12 protein-coding genes, 1 tRNA gene and 2 pseudogenes are annotated in these 15,920 nt (G+C 70.7%); 6 read left to right on the top strand and 9 right to left on the bottom strand.

Annotated elements, in window-relative coordinates; all coding sequences use genetic code 11:
* Positions 1 to 36: 36 nt before the first annotated feature.
* On the bottom strand, positions 37 to 3,324 hold the full coding sequence (locus tag PZE19_RS13310) for an efflux RND transporter permease subunit (RefSeq protein WP_277861113.1): 3,288 nt from the start codon (positions 3,322 to 3,324) through the stop codon (positions 37 to 39).
* Positions 3,325 to 3,435: 111 nt separating this feature from the next.
* Positions 3,436 to 3,765, bottom strand: a complete 330-nt coding sequence (locus PZE19_RS13305; protein WP_277861112.1) for a hypothetical protein — start codon at positions 3,763 to 3,765, stop codon at positions 3,436 to 3,438.
* Positions 3,766 to 4,388: 623 nt separating this feature from the next.
* Here PZE19_RS13305 and PZE19_RS32955 point away from each other — a divergent pair.
* Positions 4,389 to 5,270: pseudogene (locus PZE19_RS32955) on the top strand (transposase); the annotation flags it as partial.
* On the opposite strand, the gene PZE19_RS32950 reads toward PZE19_RS32955, so the two are convergent.
* Positions 5,263 to 5,727 (bottom strand): DUF3987 domain-containing protein, encoded by a 465-nt coding sequence (locus tag PZE19_RS32950; RefSeq protein ID WP_368411297.1) that lies wholly within the window; start codon positions 5,725 to 5,727, stop codon positions 5,263 to 5,265. The pseudogene PZE19_RS32955 and the gene PZE19_RS32950 sit on opposite strands and share 8 nt — an antisense overlap.
* A gap of 32 nt (positions 5,728 to 5,759) precedes the next feature.
* Positions 5,760 to 6,893, bottom strand: a pseudogene (locus PZE19_RS32945) (DUF3987 domain-containing protein); the annotation flags it as partial.
* A 2,450-nt stretch (positions 6,894 to 9,343) separates the two neighbouring features.
* Between PZE19_RS32945 and PZE19_RS13295 the strand changes: the two are divergent.
* Positions 9,344 to 9,658 carry a helix-turn-helix domain-containing protein gene (locus PZE19_RS13295; RefSeq protein ID WP_277861110.1) on the top strand — a complete coding sequence of 105 codons (315 nt, stop codon included), beginning with the start codon at positions 9,344 to 9,346 and terminating at the stop codon, positions 9,656 to 9,658.
* Between the two features lie 139 nt (positions 9,659 to 9,797).
* Here the strand turns inward: PZE19_RS13295 and PZE19_RS13290 are convergent, their stop codons facing one another.
* The 5 genes from PZE19_RS13290 to PZE19_RS13270 form a co-directional block, all read right to left on the bottom strand.
* Positions 9,798 to 10,751: a tyrosine-type recombinase/integrase gene (locus PZE19_RS13290; RefSeq protein ID WP_277861109.1), complete on the bottom strand. Its 954-nt coding sequence runs from the start codon at positions 10,749 to 10,751 to the stop codon at positions 9,798 to 9,800.
* A 217-nt stretch (positions 10,752 to 10,968) separates the two neighbouring features.
* Positions 10,969 to 11,051: transfer RNA gene (locus PZE19_RS13285), tRNA-Leu, on the bottom strand.
* A 65-nt stretch (positions 11,052 to 11,116) separates the two neighbouring features.
* Entirely contained in the window at positions 11,117 to 12,397 is a 1,281-nt protein-coding gene (locus PZE19_RS13280) for a pilus assembly protein TadG-related protein (RefSeq protein ID WP_277861108.1), read from the bottom strand.
* A 56-nt stretch (positions 12,398 to 12,453) separates the two neighbouring features.
* Positions 12,454 to 12,840 (bottom strand): TadE/TadG family type IV pilus assembly protein, encoded by a 387-nt coding sequence (locus tag PZE19_RS13275; protein WP_277861107.1) that lies wholly within the window; start codon positions 12,838 to 12,840, stop codon positions 12,454 to 12,456.
* 2 nt (positions 12,841 to 12,842) lie between these two features.
* Positions 12,843 to 13,262, bottom strand: coding sequence for a TadE/TadG family type IV pilus assembly protein (locus PZE19_RS13270; RefSeq protein WP_277861106.1), 420 nt, complete (start codon positions 13,260 to 13,262; stop codon positions 12,843 to 12,845).
* 437 nt (positions 13,263 to 13,699) lie between these two features.
* Here PZE19_RS13270 and PZE19_RS13265 point away from each other — a divergent pair, with 437 nt between their 5' ends.
* The 4 genes from PZE19_RS13265 to cpaB all read left to right on the top strand — a co-directional run bounded on the left by PZE19_RS13265 (position 13,700) and on the right by cpaB (position 15,873).
* A complete protein-coding gene (locus tag PZE19_RS13265) occupies positions 13,700 to 13,864 on the top strand; it encodes a Flp family type IVb pilin (RefSeq protein ID WP_277861105.1) in 165 nt (54 codons plus the stop codon).
* A gap of 193 nt (positions 13,865 to 14,057) precedes the next feature.
* The gene (locus PZE19_RS13260; protein ID WP_277861104.1) at positions 14,058 to 14,219 is read left to right on the top strand and encodes a Flp family type IVb pilin; all 162 of its coding nucleotides are present in this window, start codon (positions 14,058 to 14,060) and stop codon (positions 14,217 to 14,219) included.
* 119 nt (positions 14,220 to 14,338) lie between these two features.
* Entirely contained in the window at positions 14,339 to 14,950 is a 612-nt protein-coding gene (locus PZE19_RS13255; protein ID WP_277861103.1) for an A24 family peptidase, read from the top strand.
* Positions 14,947 to 15,873 (top strand): Flp pilus assembly protein CpaB, encoded by a 927-nt coding sequence (gene cpaB, locus PZE19_RS13250; protein WP_277861102.1) that lies wholly within the window; start codon positions 14,947 to 14,949, stop codon positions 15,871 to 15,873. Before PZE19_RS13255 ends, cpaB begins: the two co-directional genes overlap by 4 nt.
* Positions 15,874 to 15,920 lie beyond the last annotated feature (47 nt).

Below are 15,920 nucleotides of genomic sequence, written 5' to 3'. Positions count from 1 at the left end.
AAAGCCGGCGATGCGTCGGTCATCCCCCGGACGCGCTCAACCGTCGTCGCCGGGGCCCTCGTCGTCGTCATGCCCGCCCTCGCGGTCGCGGACGAGCAGCGCGTAGAGGCAGGGGAGGACGAACAGGGTCGCCGGCTCGCCGGCCGCGAGCCCCCCCAGGATCGCGCGCGCCAGCGGGGCGTTGGCCTCGCTCCCCCGCTCCAGGGCCAGGGCGCTGGGGATCAGCGCGAAGAAGGCGGCGACGGCCGTCATGGTCACGGGCTTCACCCGGATCGAGGCCGACTTGAAGATCGCCTGGGTCGGCGTCAGCTTCTCGGCGTGCCGCAGCTCCTGCGCGAAGTCGGTCATGAGCACCGTGTTCGCCACCTTGATCCCGACGACGAAGATGAACCCCAGCAGCGACTGGACGTTCACGGCCGTCCCCGTCAGGTAGAGCGTCGGCAGGATGCCGATCAGGCAGAGCGGCACGATGAGCATGACGGTCAGCGGCACGACCCACGACTTGTCGAGCGCGACCATCAGGAAGTAGATCAGCACCGACGCCGCGACGAGCCCGTATCCGAGGTTGCGGAAGGTGTCCTGCATCCGCGCGTACTCGCCGCTCAGCACGATCTTCGAGCCCTTCAGCAGCGAATGGCCCTTCTTCCCAGGGTCGAAGGGCACCCACGAGCCGTCCGACCGCCGCTCGCCGAAGTCCTCGAGGGCCCGGGTCACCTCGTCGGAGACGTGGCCGAGGTCGCGGCCGTATACGCCCATCGAGAGGTCGATCGTCGGCTGGATGTTGTCGTGCGTGACCTCCGTAGGCACCGTGGTCCGCCGCAACGAGACCAGGTTGCTCAGCGGGATCGCCTTGCGCTGGTCCTTGCTGGTGATCGGGATGTTCAGCAGGGTCTCGATCGACTTGATGTCCCCCTCGGGGTACTGCACGCCCACGAAGTACTGGTTGCCGCCCACCGGGTCGATCCAGAAGTTCTTCTTGTTGAACTGGATCGACGAGTTGAGCGCCGCGACCACGTTCTTCATGACGTCCGACTGCGTCAGCCCCAGGTCGGCCGCCTTGGCCCGGTCGACGTCGATGACGTACTCGGGATAGTCGAGCCGCTGGATGATCCGGGCGTCGACCACGCCGTCGACCTTCACGCAGCGGGCGCGGATCCGCTCGGCCAGTGTGCAGGCCGTCCGCTGGTCCTTGCCCGTTACGCGGATGTTGATCGGCGTCGACTTGCCCTCGTTCATGGCCCCCCGCACCAGGCCCCCCGAGTCGAACCCGAAGTCGCAGTCGGTGAATCGCGGGTCCTTGGTCACGCCGGTGCGGACGAGATGCACATACTCTTGTGCCGACTTGCCGCGATGCTCGTGGAGCTGTACCTTGACGACCGCGTCCATGGGCCCGGCGTTGGGCGTGTACGCGGCCGACCAGTCCGCGTTGACGCCGATCTCCGAGACGATCTGCTCGAGGTCGTGGTGGGGGATCGTCGCCTTGATGAACTCCTCGAGCTGGGCCACCTTCTCCTCGGTCTTCTCGATCCGCGTCCCGCTCGGGGCGCGGAGGTACATCTCGAAGGCCCCGCCGTCGACCTCGGGGTAGAACTCCCGGCGCATGATCGGCCACATCAGGATCAGCGTCGCGGCGAGGAGGCTGAAGGCCGTCCCGACGACGAGCAGGCGGCGCCGCAGGACCAGGCCCAGGAGGCGGGCGTACGCCGCGAAGGCGGCGTCCATCCCCCGCTCCCACCGCGCGAAGGCCCGCGCCACGAACCCCGGCCGCGGGCCGTCGTCGCGATCGTCCCCCTCGCCGCCCGGGGCGCCCGACTCGCGGCCGTGGCCGTGGCCGTGGCCGCTGAGCCAGGCGGCGCTGCACATCGGGACGAGGGTCCGCGAGAGGATGTAGGACGAGCACATCGCGAAGGCCACGGCGAGCGTCATCGGCATGAACAGGAACTCGCCCATGCCCGGCATCAACGCCAGCGGGGCGAGCACCAGGAAGGTGCAGAGCGTCGAGACCAGCTCCGGCAGCGCGACCTCGCTCGCCCCCAGATACGCGGCGTCCTTCGGCGTCGCCCCCAGGCCCAGGTGCCGGTGCGTGTTCTCCAGGCAGATGATCGCGCTGTCGATCATCGGCCCGATGGCCAGCGTCAGGCCGGCCAGCGTCATCACGTTGATCGTCTGGCCGGCGTAGTAGAGGAAGATGCACGCCGAGAGCACCGCGATCGGCAGCGTCATCACCGCGATGGCCGTCATCCGGATCTGGCCCAGGAACAGCAGGATCGTCAGCGAGCAGAGGATCGCGCCCAGCACCCCCTCCTGCACGAGGCTGGAGATGGCCTGCCGGACGAACACCGACTGGTCCATGACCAGCTTGAGCTGGATGCCGCCCCGGGTGAGGCGGGCGGTGAACTCGTCCAGCCTGGCGCGCACGCTGTTGACGACCGCCAGGGTGCTGGCCCCGAGCTGGCGGAAGATCGGGATGTAGACCTCGCGGCGGCCGTCGATCCGCACGACGTTCGTCTGGATGAACGAGGCGTCCTTGGTCGTCGCCACGTCCCGGAGGTACGAGACGTTGCCGACCTCGGAGCGGAGCGGGATGTCCCCCATCTCGGCGGGGTAGTCGAACATCGAGTTCGAATCGAGGGCGTAGTCGACGTCGCCGAGCTTGGCGTCCCCCGTCGGCAGGAAGACGTTATACTGGTCCATCGCGTTCATCACGTCGAGGGGCGAAAGCCGGCGGGCCTCGAGCTTCTGGCGGTCGAGGTACGCCATGACCGCCCGGATCTTGCCGCCGTACACGACCGGGGCGATCGCGCCGTTGATGCTCATGACCATGTTGCGGACCTCGTACCGCCCCACGTCGTAGAGGATCGACTCGTTCTGCGAGCCGTCCGGGCTGTCGACGGCGAGGATGCCCACGGGGGTCGTCCCCGTCGGGTCGAACGGCAGGATCACCGGCGGCAGCGTCCCCGGCGGCAGGCTCGGGACGGCCGCCGTGGCCAGCGAATTGACCTGCGTCAGCGCCCCGTTGGGGTCGACCCCGCTCCGGAAGAAGTCCCGGACGACGCTGGCCCCGACGATCGACCGCGACTCCTGCCGCAGCGTGCCGTTCGCCTGCCCGACCCAGCGTTCCATCCGATTGGTGACGTCCTTCTCGACGCTCGCCGCGGGCATCCCCGAGTAGAACGTCAGCACCTGCACCGCCGGGCTGCGGAAGACAGGCAGGATGTCGATCGGGATCAGATAGATCGAGACGCCCCCGATCATCACGAGCGTCAGGCAGAAGACCACGATCGCGTGCGGATTGCGCAGCGAGGCGCGGATCAGTCCATTCATTCGGAGGTCTCCCAGGACGGGCGAGAAGGCGCGCCGGCTCGGGCCGACCCGGCGAGGGCGGCCGCGGCGCGAGGGCGTGGAGACGACGGCGTGGACCGGCTTGAGGCCGCCTCAGCAGCGTAGGCGGTCGGGGACGTGGACCGGAGCGAGGCCGGTGCGGGCGAGGAGGCCGGAGCGATAGGTCGAGGCGGCGATCGCCCCGCCTTCACGACGTCCGGCCGACGGCGTGGTCCGGGTCGAACCCGGCGTTTCGGCGGGATCGACGCGACGTTGCAGGACGAGGGCGGGTCGCCCGGCCCTGGGAGCCGGCCAGACGCAGACGCGGACGATGAAGCGGACCTCGGACCGGGCCGCGGCGTGGCTGGCGGCGATCGGGCAGGCGACGACGCGGAGCACCAGCAGCGTCATCAGGAGCCTGCGGATTCCTGCCGATGCCCGCATGAGGTCCTCTTGAGTTAAGAGCCCCTTCCAGCCGCCGGGCGCGCCCGGCCGAACCAGGGGAACTTGACTTCGGAGCCGAGGAAGCGTGGTTTCCGCAGAGACTGCCCGTCCACCCGTGGAGGCACCAAGGCCTTTCGAAATGCGTTAACTTTCATTAATACGGACGCCACCCCGGCAGTCAAGACTTGGCGGCTACGATTTTCAGCCCAAGGGTTCGCACCGGCGGCTTGCTGGGGGCGCCCACGACCTTGCACGCGCCCCTCGCACGCCGTCTCGACCGCCCGAGAGGACGTGCCACTCACGGGCACCGTGAGATCTACAATCGAAGATGACGCCGACCGCTGAGTGTAGATACATGGCGACATCGCATTTAGAGTTTAGACCGGTTTCCTTGAAGATATGGCGCCCTATTGACGCGGAGGACGGCCGAAGACGCGGCAGGACTCTTCCGCCTACGGGCGAGGCTTCTCGTCCCGTCGGGACGACGGCTCGATCAGCTCGTGCTCCGGGCCGCTGGGCGACCGGGCGATCCGCCGTGCCGCGCCGGCCTTGCGGACGAGGCCGTCGCGGTGCGGCCCCTCGGCTTCCGGCCGTGACGACGGCGCGGCCGAGTCGCTCAAGGTGTGAGCCCTTTCGGTGCCGAGGGGCTCGGGCCGCTGGACGCCCCGCAGCTCGAGGGCTCGGCCCGGCCTTCGCCCGCGCAGAGATCCGGCCGCGGGGCCGCCGTCGCCGGCCCGTCGGCTTTTCGACGAATCCTTGAGGAAGGTGGGGCCGCCTTCCTCGGCCGGGGCCCGCCCACGCCGCCGCGATCGCCCCAGGCGGGCCAACCGCTGGAGGCGGATTCGGCAGCTGTGGTCGAGGCGATCGGCGTCCCATCGAGTCGGAGATGGGCATTCGATCCGCCTTCGGGGGCGAAAGCGCGCCCCTGGGGACACGGCGGGACGAGGGAGCCCCCAACCCGGCGCCCCGATGCAGCCGGCTCCCTGGCGGATCGTGTACTGGTACTTCATGCGGTGGAAGGCCGACGGCGCCTTCGACCGGCTCAACGAACTGCTTCGGGGCGACCTTCGGGTCGCCCACGGGCGGCAGAGGCAGCCCTCCGCAGCCATCATCGACAGCCAATCGGCCCGGACGACCGAAAAAGGGGGCCGCAGGGCTACGACGCCGGTAAGAAGGTCGACGGCCGCAAGCGGCACATCCTGGTCGACGCACTGGGGTTGATCCCGTCAGTGGAGGTCCATCCCGCCGACGTTCAGGACCGCGACGGGGCGAGGCTGGTCTTGGAGCCGTTGCGGCGCCGCTTCAGCCGGCTGCGGTTGGTCGTCGCCGACGCGATCTACAACGGCGGGATCGCCGAATGGCTCCGCGACCTGCGGCCGCGGAACAAGGTCCGGCTGGAGGTGATGACGAAGAAGCCGGGGGCGAAGACGTTCGTGGTGATCCCCTTCCGATGGCGGGTGGAACGCACCTTCGCCTGGCTCGGTCGGTCGCGCCGGCTCAGCAAGGGCTACGAGGAAACGACGGGCAGCAGCGAAGCGTTCGTGGAGCTGGCGATGATCCACCTGATGACCCGCCGGCAGGTCCGGAAACCGACTTTCGAGACACGCCGTCAGACGCGGCGTCCGCGTCCGACGGCTGACCCAGGAGGGCCAGCACGCTCTCGCGGTACGCCCGCTTGACGCTTTCGGGGACGGCGGGCGGGGCGACGATCCGGCGGCCGACGACGCTGCGGGGCATGGCGAACAAGAATCGGGCCGTGAGCCCGCGACCCCGCGAGCCTGGGATCCGGCCCAGCCCCCTGACGACCTCCGGCTGGACGGCCAGCCCGAGGGTGAGGGCGGGCCGGGCGACGTACTCCGACGGCCGGCCTTTCCGGTCGACGCGGAGGGCGTCGCCGGCGTGCCCCTTGAGGAAGACGCCGTACTTCGCCGCGTCCTTGTTCGCGGCGTAGCGGCCGGCCATGAGGTCGAAGATCTGCCCCCCTCCGGGCTGAAGACGCCCATCATGCCCCCGTTCTCGGCCAATAAGGAGCCCAGGCTCTCGGCGGTGGCGTCGTCGGCCAGCAGGCGCGGCGGGCGGGGTGGGGCCGCGGCGAGCCGGCGCGCGAGCTCGTCCGCCTGGGCGACCAAGGACTTCCGGTCGGGGCCCTTCGCCTTCGCCGCCCTCCGCTGCAGATCTTCGAGCGCCCTCTCGTCGATCGCCTTCAGGTTGCGGGCCTCGGCGATCGCCGGCGCCGACCGCGCGTCCAGGTCGCGCTCATGCTCCTCGATCGGGGCGGCGACGTCGCGGAACACCGCGGTCTTGCGGCTGGCTGAAGGCTGGGCGGTGACCGTGAAGATGTTGACGGGTTCTTCGTAGCCGCCGTTGACGCCGACGACAACCTTCCCGGCGCAGGCGGCGGCCGTGACGGACAGGACCAGCATGGCGGCCAGGTCGGGCGGCGTCTGCGTGGCCGTGGCCTCGGCCTCAATGAAATCCCGCTGCCAGCCGGCCAGGGCGTCGGTCGGAAAAGGGGGCGGGTCGACGTCGTGGAAGGGGAGGGGCGGTTCCCACGCCTCGCCGGGGCGGGCCGCGCCGAACCGCTCGGCGAGGTGGTCGAGGACGACCCGCTCGTCGGGGAACGCTTCGGGTTTCAGGCGCGTGGCCAGTGCGAGGAACGAAAGACGGCCCCCCGCGCCGAAGTCGTGATAGACGCCGGTCTCCACGTTGAAGCCGGCCGATGGCCGGGCGTCGTCGCGGTCGACGGCTCGGCATTTCAACCAGCCCCGTTCATTCGGGCTTTCGGAGACGACCCTCAGGCCGAACTCGATCGCCAGCGCGGCGAAGTGCGGCCGGGCGGCCTCCAGGACGTCTCCTTCGGCCCCGCGGCGCGACGCGGCGGCGTCGGTCGGGGCCGTTTCGCCCGGGGTCGCGCTCGCCGGGCCCGGGTCGGCCAGGGCGGCCGCGGCCAGGCGTCCCAGCTCCCCGACCGAGCCCCCGGCGTCGAGCCAGTCGCTGAAGTCGCCCTTGGGCGGCAGGTCGGGCAACAGGAGGTGGCGGCGGCCGGGGTCGTCGTTGTCGGCGAGGACGACGACCTCGCGATCCCTCAGGGCCTCGTTATACCGGTCCCGCCACCGGCCGGCCCCCATGGGATTGGTCGTGGCGAGCAGGCCGAGGCTCGCCAGGCGCGGTCGCAGTCCTTCTCGCCCTCGGGCACGTAGACCAGGCGGGAGGGGGCCGCGGCGAGGAGTTCCGGGAGGCGATAGAGGGTCGGCTCGACGCCGGCTGCATCCCAGATCCATCGATGCGGGGCGGCGGGGTCGGGACGACGCTGGCGGAAGCTCTTGCCCGGCCCTCGGACGACCTGGAAGAGAAGCCTCCCCCCGGCGTCGCGATATTCGTGGACGGTCTTCGATCCAACGCCCGTGACGTCTCGGCCGAAGTTCTCCCGCAGATCGTCCCCCGCCGATCCATAATCCACCGTCGGGAGGGTGGCGACGACGCCCGCCGCGTCACAGGCGGGCCCTGCCGAAGCCGCACGTCGCTCGAGAAGGCTCGAAGCGGCCGTCGACGTCTCGAGGGCGATAGGTACGCCCGTCCCGCCTTCGAGCCGCGGACCCGAGGGCGGCGCCGAGGTCGGCTCCCCCGTGCTCCGTCCCCGTGCGACTCCAGGCTCGCCGGGCCGGCAGCCCCCATCGGGGGATCGGCTCGCCGTCTCGGGAGCCGATTCGGCGCGGCTACACGCGTCCTCTCGTTCGGCGGCGTCGCCCTCGGCGACGAGCCGCAGCCCCGACGATTCCCGGATGATCCGGGGTCCCTTATCCACGACGGCTCCCGACGCCACTGCGTCCAGCTCGGATGTACGAAGAAGCGGAAGTTCGACGCGGAGGAGGCTACGTCGGGAGTCGCCCCTGCAGGTAGACGGCTTTCGAATCCGCTCGCCCTCGACTCCCCTAGGCCTTGGCGCCGCAGGCTGCGACTCGGGCGCCGGAGACGTCGTGCGAGGCCGGTCGTCGACTGAATCACGTGATCCAGAATCCGTCGCCCCGGCCGCGGCGCGCCCGGGCTTGCGGAGCGGACATCGGATCGATTCGTCGGACTTCCGGGCCTGGAGAGGGCCGCTTCTTCCCGCACGCCTTGAAGGAGGTTGGACGGAGCTGCGGCGTCAAGGAATCGCACCCTCCGATCGCCGGCGGGGCCGTCGAGACGCTCCGTGTCGTCGGCTCGACGAGCGGAGTCGAGGTCGCGAGCGGTTCCGCTCGACACGCCGACCTCGCTCGTCGCGCGACCCGGGCCCGTCGAGACGCCGCGGATCACACCCTTCGGGACCGCGAGGGACTTGCCGCCTCGCGATCCCGGTCCGGAAGCCGGCCCTCGACGCGGTGATGCCCGCAGGCCGTCCCTCGGAGCGGGTGAACCATCCCGGCGCGCTCGATTTCGCCGGGTCCTTCGGCGCAACCGGCGGGAACGCGGAACGAGACGAAACCGTACAAGTCGCCTGACGTCCCGATCGCGAGTCGATCGGTGGGTCGCTCTAATCTGCCGGACGCCCACCGAGGCCGTCCTCGCCCGCGTGGGAGTCCGGAGATGTTCCCGGAGCCTGGATTCGGCGCCGGCCCGGCCCGAGGACGATGCGATCGCCGCGGGCCCCGGGCCGATCGGGGAGTCCGGTCTCGCCGAGGCGGGCGACTCCGCGCAGCCTTGGAGCGTACCCGGCCCCTGGTCGCTCCTCCAGGACCCCACCGTCCGTCGACCCCTGGGGACGACCGCGACGGCACTCCAATCGCCCCGTCGCCGGAGGGCCCGAAGCCGCGACCGGTGGGGCCATGACCGGGCCGGCCCATCCTGTGAGCGGCCGACGCCGGCCGGAATTAAACGAATCGTCAGCCCTCGGTTCTTCACGCGCAACCCGAAATACCAGCGGGGAGACGGGGAGGATGCGGCCGCGTCGAAATCGCGGCCGATGGGACCCCCGCCCGGCGTCGCCGCGGGCGACCCGACTGCGGTGGATCTGCAGCCTCGCGTCATGGAGGGCCGTCGCGGCCTCGCTCGGCGTAGGTCGGCGGCTGGGAAGGAGCCAAAACGGATCGGCCCCCCAAAGCCGGACGCCCTTCGTCGCCGAGATCGAACCCCGCCGCGACCATCCGTCGTTCAGACGCCGCCCGAGACGCGGCTCGTCCGCGTCGCGATCGGGCCGCCCCTCGTCATCGAGGCGATCGACCGCGTGGTCGACGGCCGGGCGTCCGACGTCCTCGTCGAGGACGCTTCGCGGCCCGTCCCGGCGAGGGGCCGTTCCTGTTACGCGGCGGCCCTGACGGTCGGGCGGTCGCAGGCCTCGGCCGTCCTCGTCGCGGTCGAGGGCGACTTCCTGGGCGTTGCGGAGCCTGGCACGCGTGAGGATTTCGAGGAGACGATCAGGGATCGGCTCTGCGCCCTGCTCGGCGTCGCCGGGCGCGTCGCCTCGCGACGCCCGCGGCGTGGTGCCGCCGCGTGGAGAAAATCCGCCAAGCTCCTCTTGGTGCGCCGTCGACGGGCCCGCGATAGTCGTGGGCATCGACCCCGCGCTTCGCGAGGCGACCCCGAGGAGTAGCCGAGGCTGATGGCCACGACGGCGAGGGAGGCGGAGACCTGGGATGTTATGGAGGCCCGGATGGGCCGGATCGAGGAACTGCTGCGATCCCTCGTCGAGCGCGAGGCCGTCCAGGATTGGTACTCGACCGTGCAGGTCGCCAGGGGGCTCGGCAAGTCCGAGGTGACGGTCCGGGAATGGTGCCGCCGCGGTCGCGTCCGGGCTCGGAAGCAGGTGAACGGCCGCGGCAAGTTCGCAGGCTGGTCGGTCGCCCACGAGGAGCTGGTCAGGTTCGGGCGGGAGGGCCTCCTGCCGGACCTGGCCCTGGGAAGACCGTCCGGATGACGTCGCGCTGCAGGCCGGGGTGGGGGTGGGCGTAGCGGCGCTGCATGTCGGCCGTCATGTGGCCGGCCCACTCCTGGAGCATCCGCTGGTCGACGCCCCGGCTGGCGCAGGCCGAGATGAACGAGTGCCGCCAGACGCGTCAGCCCCGGATCACGGCCCACCGCGAGCCGGCCAGCGTCCTCTTGAGGTGGTCGTGGGCCTCGTCGCGCGACAACGGCGAGCCCGCCCGGCCGCGGGTCTTCCGGCCCCTCGTGCCGCTGCGGTCGACGACCGACGAATGGCAGAAGAGCCAGGGCCCGCCGGGGTGGGCGGCCAGCCACTCGCCGAGGACGCCGACCAGGAGAGGGGTGAGGGGGACTCGCCGCGTGCTGTCCCGACCCTTCACCCGCTTCTTCTCGCGGACCAGCACGGACCCCGCCGTGAATTCCACGTCGCTGGTCCGCATCCGGATCGGCTCCGACCGTCGGGCCCCCGCGTGGGCCGCCATGCAGGCCATCGCGTAGATCCAGGCGTGGTACGCCCGGGCCTTCACGATCTCCAAGGCCTCGACGATCCCGTCGGTCTTGAGATACAAGGCCTCCCACGCCCCCGCGGCCTGGCGGTCGGTCAGGCCGCCCTCGGCCAGTCGGCGCTCGATCTCCGCGCGCGTCATGAACGGCGATTTCTCGCTTGATCGAGGGAAACGGAGCCCGTCCGACGGGAAACGCCCCGCGACCAGGCCCATCCTGACGGCCCAGTTCCAGGCCGTCTTGAGCGACACGAACTCCTTGCGGATCGTCGCCGGGCTGATCGTGCGCCCGCGGTGCCGCGCCCGGGACCGGGCGTCCACGTAGCCTTGCAGGTCGGCCAGGCCCAACTTGCGGATCTGGAAAGCGTCGCCCAGCCGAGACGCGATGTGCTTGAAATGGAGCTCGATGCCGGAGACGGTCCGGGGCTCGAGCGACGCGCGATGCGTCTCGAGGGAGCGGTCCCTGAACGCGACGAGGGCCGGGCTCTCGGGTTCTCGAGGAGGAGCGGCCCGGCCGTCGCGGAGAAGGAACTCGACGACGTCCTCGCCCGGCGGGACCTCGATCAGCCCCTGCCGCAGCCGCAAGAGGAGGTAGTCGACCTGGGCCGCCTTGGCCCTCGCCTCGGCCTCCGCGACCCGTCCCAGGGTCAGCGTCCGTTGGCTCCCGCCTCACCGAAACCGCAACCGCCAGCTGCCGTTTCTGAACGGGATCCCGGCCACCTGCGTACCCCCCCGCGGGGTGTTGCCAATTTGTTGTCAAATGGATCTGGCTCGACTCGCCCGGTTCGCCGTAAGTCGTTAGTACCGAAGGTGGGACTTGAACCCACACGGGTGTTACCCCACCGGATTTTGAGTCCGGCGCGTCTGCCATTCCGCCACTTCGGCCCGGTACGATCAGCATGAGGCGGACGCGGGCGGCTGTCAACCCCCCCCGACGCGACGGGCTCGGCTCATTGAGCGAGGTGGAAGACGACGTCGGCGGAGCCGGTCGACTTGGGGAGGTTGACCACGGCGTTGTTGGAGATGTTCAGCTTGTTGACGATCAACTGCGTGCCGTAGGTGTTGTTCGAACCGCCCGCCACGGTCATCGTCGCCCCGGGGGCGTAGATCTTGCCCGAGATCGTGTTGCTCGTCCCGTTCGCGATCGAGATCGTGTGGGGGGTGTAGTCGCCGGTGGCCACGTTCAGCGGCGAGCGCTGGAAGATGGTGACGTTTTGGTAGACGCCGCTCGTCGGGGCCGTCAGCGAGATCCCCTGGCCGCCCTGGATGTCCACGTTGCCGTTGTACAGGTAGATCATGACCCCCGCGCCGGTGACGCGCACGCCGTTGCTGACGGTGAAATTGCCGCTCTTGATGTAGTAGACCCCCGGGCTCATCGTGTAGTTCATGCCGCCCGAGTTGAGCGTGAGCCCGCTGTTGTAGAGGCCCGGAGAGATGGGGAAAGGGTTGGTGGCGTTCCACCCCGAGGGGCTCTGCCGGGTGGCATAGCCCGTCGGGTCGGGCTGGGCGAGGCTCGCCTGGGGGTCGACCATGGCGGACGGGTCGCTCGCGGTCTTGATCGCCGTGCCGGCCTCGATCTTGCCCCCGCTGGAGAGCTGGTAGTTGCCGGCGACCTTGAGGGTCGGCGCCTTGACGGACCCCATGTTGTTGATGTCGCCGGCCTTGGCGTTGTTGGACTTCACCTGGATCTCGCCCGCGGCGATCACCTTGGCACCGCCGGCGACCGTGAGGCTCCCCTGGTCCCTGGAGTTGAGCAGGATGATCGAGGGGGGGGCGTTGGTCACCCTCACGGAGAGGGAGCGGCCGGCCGCGTCGACGCGGCCCTGGCCCCAGATCGCGCTGAAGAGACGAGGTTGATGCGACGCGACGACGACCTGGATGCTCAGGTCCGCGGCGCCGTAGCGGGCGGGCGGCGATGCGAGGCCCGAGGTCACCGTGGAGGCGACGCCGTCGTTCGAGTAGCCGTTCGCGGCCGCGTAGGCGAGGGCCGCGGCGTTGGCGGCGGCCATGGGGTCGCGGTCTCCGCCCGCCTGCGAGACGACGTGATACGTGCGGATCGCGGCGAAGGACGCGGCGTCGGCGGCGGCCTGGGCGTGGCGACGCTCGGCGAGCAGCAGGCCGCCGTCGATCGCCAGGGCCATGACGCCGAGCATCGGGATCAGCGAGAGGGCCGCGACGACGGCGACCGCGCCCTTCTTCGCCCAGGGTCGCGAGGACGAGATGCGGATCATGGCGAACTCCCCTTTCCGGCGGCCGCCCCGCGGGCGGCGCGGGCCGCCTCGCAACCTCAGTACGCGATGCGGGCCCGCGCCGTACTGCGGAGCGTGACGGGCGCGAGGTAGACTTCCGGGATCCACGGGTAGGTGATCGTCACGGTCGCCATGTCGGTCTGGGCGGGCGTCGTCGTCACGGTCAGGTCGTCCGGATCCACGCCGACCGCGTTGGGGCGGATCACGTTCGTCATGATCTGCGCCGGGGTCCGCATCGAGACGTCCTGCAGGGACGACCATCGCGCCGACTCGCGCGCCAGGTGGGCGATCTCCTGGTGGCGGAAGATCCCCAGGCCGACGCTCAGCCCGCCGAGCAGCAGCATCAGGAAGACCGCGTAGACGATCGCCGATTCCACCAGGACGGCGCCCTTGCGGGCCCGACGGTCGAGTGTTCGCGTCATCATGTTCAACTCCCCGACAGGGGCGCGCGCATCATCCGGACCGTCCGGGCGATCGTGGCCGAGGAGAGACCCGACAGGCTGCCGACGATGCCGTGGTATTCATAGGTCGCCGTGACCTCGACGTAGTCGAGCCCCTCCGCGTCCTGGCCCGCGGCCCACGAGACCGTAGGGGCGACGTCCAGGTCGGCGGCGGCGCCGGCCGCGGCCGCGCGGATCGCGGCGTCGAGCCCCGCCGCGCCGACGGCCGGGTCGATGGCGGCCGCCGCGCCGCTCCGCGCGCAGTCGGTGACGGCCGCGACGCAGCGGAAGGCCAGGCCGAAGTCGACGGCCCCCAGGCTGGCGAGGGTCAGGAAGGGCAGCAACACGGCCAGTTCGACCGCCGCCGCGCCCCGGCGGCTCCGTCTTCGAGATCTTCCGCGTCTCACGGCGTCCCTCCCGGCCGCCGTCCCCGCGCGAGCGGTATGCGTGGCGGCCCTGAGTGGATCCTAGGTCGCGGGCCTCGCCTTCGCCGGGACGACGGCAAAACTGGCTAGTTGAACCGGACGCGCACGCGATGCGTCGCGTCGACGCACGCGGGGGAGGCCGCCCGGCGGCGGCCGTTTTTATTGACAAGGGCCCATCCGCGACCTTGGCTTCTCTTGTGAGCCGACGCGGGACGCCGGCTGCCGACGGAGGATGCGGACGCAGGCGATTCGGATCGAATCGACGGCTTTCCGGGCTCGTGCGAGCCCCATGCCGATCGGCCCGACCCTCGCCGTGGGAGATCGAGCGATCGTCCCGCCGTCCGATCCTATCCGCCGTAACGACGCCTCCCGAAGACCGGCGAGGACGCCGACCCCCCCCTTCCTTAAGGAGACATTCGATGCGTAGCTTCCTGAACCGCCTCGTGTCGGAAGAAGACGGCGCCACGATGGTCGAGTACGCCCTGATGGTGGCCCTGATCGCCGTGGTCGTCATGGGCGCCGTGACCACGCTCGGCACGGCCCTGAGCGGCAAGTTCGACACCGTCAAGACCGCGATCGGTTGACGGCCCTGAGCGGCAAGTTCGGCGCGATCGGCCGTGTGGTCGATCGACGATTGCGGCTCGCTTTTCATCCACCTCGACGAGTCGTCGATGCGGCGGGGGGCCGCGAAAGCAGCCCTCCGATTGGATCTCCGGGGGCCAAGGACGTCTATCGACCCTTCCTTTGAATCAGTTCGAACGACGGAAGGTCGCGGGGATGAACGCCCTCAAGCGATTGGCCTTCGAAGTCGATGGGGCGACGATGATCGAGTACGCGATGACGATCGGGTTTGTGGCCGCCGCCGTGGTCCTGGGTGCGACGGAACTCGGCGTGAGTCTCGCTTCGAGCCTGCAGCGAATGGCGGAAACACTCCGGTAGGCCGGGACTCCACCTCCGCGGCCCGAGGACGACGGTCCTCTCCGGAGTCTTCGGGCCCGGCGCTCGGCCGCCTCGCCCGACGTTAACGAGGGAGCGATGATCTCGTGGACCGCTCGGAGATGCTATTCCTCTCGGCGGCGGCCGTCGCGACCGTGATCGCCGCCGCGACCGACGTCTGGAAGTTCAAGGTCCCCAACGCCCTGACCTTCCCGACGCTGGCGGCCGGTCTGGCGGCGTCCGCGTGGGTCGGAGGTTGGGGGGGGCTGGCGACGAGCGGGCTCGGGGCCCTGACCGGCTTCGGCCTGCTCGTCGCGTTTTTCGCGATGGGGGGCGTGGGAGCGGGCGACGTCAAGCTGCTGACGGCCCTCGGCGCCTGGCTCGGCCCCTGGCTGACGGTCCACGTCTTCCTCGCCTCGGCGATCGCGGCGGGGCTGTATGCGTTCGTGCTGTCGATCCTCGGCGGCGGCCTGGCCGCGACGGCCGTGGACCTGCTGTTCCTGACCCAGCGGATGCGTCGGGGCGACTTCTCATCGCAGGCGGGGCCTTCGATCGCCGTCGAGGCCGCGCGCGGCGACCGCCGGCGTCGGCTGGTGCCGTTCGCCGCGACGACCTGCCTGGGGTTCTTCGTCACGGTCTTCTGGTGGCGGCCCGGCCTCGACGAGCCCCGCGTCCTCGTCGGCTCGGCCCCCGCGGTCGCGGCCGCCTCCTCGTTTGAAGGACCCCCGCCATGAGGCCGCAGACGCTCGTCGTCGTGATGCTCGCCCTGATCAGCGGCATGGGCGCCGTCTGGGGCGTCCGCTCGACCTGGAAGAAGCCGACCGTCGTGGAGACGGTCCCCGTGGCGGCCGCCCTGGTCGACCTGCGGCGGGACGAGGCGATCGACGCGTCGATGGTCGAGCTCCGCCGGGTGGCCAAGGATCAGGCGCCCGAGGGCGCGCTCCCCTCGATCGCCGAGGCGGTCGGGCGGACGACGTTCATCCCGATGTTGAAGGGGGAGTTCGTCGTCGAGCCGAAGCTCCTGCCCAAGGGGACCCGCGCGGGGATGGCGGCGATGATCCGGCCGGGGATGCGGGCCTTCACGATCCAGACGCCCACCTTCTCGTCGAGCCTGGCCGGGTTCCTGCAGCCGGGGAACAAGGTGGACGTCCTGCTGACGATCACCCCGCCCGGATCCACCGGGGACGACGAGGCGACGACGTCCACCTTGATTCAGAACGTCGAGCTGCTGGCCGTGCACACGATGGTCGACGCGCCGGCCGACAACCGCGCCAATCCGACCGATTCGCGGTCGGTCACCCTCCTGGTGACGCCCAGGCAGGCCTCGATCCTGGACCTGGCGCAGAACAAGGGGACGCTCCACCTGTCGCTGCGCAACGCCAAGGACGACTCGGACGCGGAGGAGACGAAGGCCACGCTCGCCGACCTCGGCGTCCACAAGCCTGAGCCGTCCCCGGGGCCCGTCGCGGCGGCGCCGCCGCCGGCCCCGGATCCCGAGCCGGTCCCGGTGGTCCTCTCGATCCGCACCCTGCGCGGGACCAGGACCGGCGTCGATCAGATCACGGTCCTTCGCGGCGGCCGGGCCCGCCCGCTCCCGCCGGCCCCGGGGGACGTCTCCACGGTCGCCTCGCCCGGGCCGCGGCGGCGGCCGGGCTGACGGGCGGGGTTGCTCAAGGAATGCCGTCTTTCTCATAAGGGATTAGC

This window comes from Paludisphaera mucosa, from assembly GCF_029589435.1.
In the GTDB taxonomy this organism is placed as follows: Bacteria; Planctomycetota; Planctomycetia; order Isosphaerales; family Isosphaeraceae; genus Paludisphaera; species Paludisphaera mucosa.
Note: the sequence above shows the minus strand (reverse complement) of the source record. Positions and strands in the feature narration are given on the sequence as shown.

Coding starts and splice junctions, on each gene's coding strand:
- PZE19_RS13280 (WP_277861108.1), bottom strand. CDS start 12,397: ATGATCCGCATCTCGTCCTCGCGACCCTGGGCGAAGAAGGGCGCGGTC.
- PZE19_RS13310 (WP_277861113.1), bottom strand. CDS start 3,324: ATGAATGGACTGATCCGCGCCTCGCTGCGCAATCCGCACGCGATCGTG.
- PZE19_RS13305 (WP_277861112.1), bottom strand. CDS start 3,765: ATGCGGGCATCGGCAGGAATCCGCAGGCTCCTGATGACGCTGCTGGTG.
- PZE19_RS13260 (WP_277861104.1), top strand. CDS start 14,058: ATGAACGCCCTCAAGCGATTGGCCTTCGAAGTCGATGGGGCGACGATG.
- cpaB (WP_277861102.1), top strand. CDS start 14,947: ATGAGGCCGCAGACGCTCGTCGTCGTGATGCTCGCCCTGATCAGCGGC.
- PZE19_RS13295 (WP_277861110.1), top strand. CDS start 9,344: ATGGCCACGACGGCGAGGGAGGCGGAGACCTGGGATGTTATGGAGGCC.
- PZE19_RS13275 (WP_277861107.1), bottom strand. CDS start 12,840: ATGATGACGCGAACACTCGACCGTCGGGCCCGCAAGGGCGCCGTCCTG.
- PZE19_RS13255 (WP_277861103.1), top strand. CDS start 14,339: ATGCTATTCCTCTCGGCGGCGGCCGTCGCGACCGTGATCGCCGCCGCG.
- PZE19_RS32950 (WP_368411297.1), bottom strand. CDS start 5,727: ATGGCCGGCCGCTACGCCGCGAACAAGGACGCGGCGAAGTACGGCGTC.
- PZE19_RS13265 (WP_277861105.1), top strand. CDS start 13,700: ATGCGTAGCTTCCTGAACCGCCTCGTGTCGGAAGAAGACGGCGCCACG.